We start from the raw sequence: 1,051 nt of genomic DNA on the forward strand, positions 1-1,051 counted from the left end.
GAAGAAACGGTGGTTTACAGGCCCGTAGGTCTATTGCATACCAGTGGTGAAAATGACGAAGTTCTTTATGGCTTAATCACAGGTAGTTACGATAACAATAAAAACGGCGGTTATTTACGTAAAAACATTTCAAACTTTAGTGATGAGATAGACCCGCTTACTGGCGATTTTACCGATGTCGATGGCATCGTAAGCAATATTGATGCCTTCCGTATCGCCGGTTGGCAAGAGCACGATGGTTCCGACTGGAATGATGGAAATGTAAGATATGACAACATCGGTTATAACGAAGAGGGTTCGGCTGCTAATCAAGCAACCTATTGCCGTTGGGGTAAGCTGGGTTTTGCTAATGGCCACTGCGTAGACTGGGGGAATCCACTGGGCGAAATATTGGCCGAAAGTTACCGTTATTTTGCGGGCCTAGATGGCAGGGTCAATGACAACGCAGGCGATGAAGATACCAATAAAGCGCCACCTGATGTGACTAAAGCACAATGGCTGCCATTAAATGCCGATAAAACCGCATTATCTTGCGCTAATATGAATGTGATTGGCTTAAATACCAGTGCCCAATCTTTTGATGATGAAGATGGTTTTGTGGTGGATCTTCAAGATGCCACAAAAGGCGTCGCCGCTTATGCCGCTGGTATTGAAGGGGCGGCTAGTTTAAACGCCGCTACCAATAGCCTTTTAGCGTCGGGAGATTATTATTTTATTGGTGATAATAGCTCTGACCTATTGCGAGCAGGCATCAATTGTAACCCCAAAGAAATTACCGCTTTATCGGATGCTACTGGCCCATGTCCCGATGCTCCAGGGCTAGAGGGCACATGGGATGTTGCCGGCTTAGCTAAAATTGTAGCGGGCCGTGAAGATGTTGATGTATTTACCGACGGCCCCGAAAGTTATGACGACAGCTACGATGTGAATGATTTTTTGGAAGGAAGTCAGCGGGTGATTACTCACGGATTACAGCTTGCTTCCCCTTTACCTCTAGCAAAAATTCAAGTCCCTTATACGGATAACGGCGAAACTCTACTTAAGGATATCG

1 protein-coding gene is annotated in these 1,051 nt (G+C 45.8%); it reads left to right on the forward strand.

The features are described 5' to 3' along the window. Positions 1-1,051 (forward strand): hypothetical protein (locus AC3A8L_RS21120; protein ID WP_487964257.1); only part of this gene is annotated, 1,051 nt, incomplete at both ends.

It is taken from the genome of Marinagarivorans sp. (assembly GCF_982758155.1).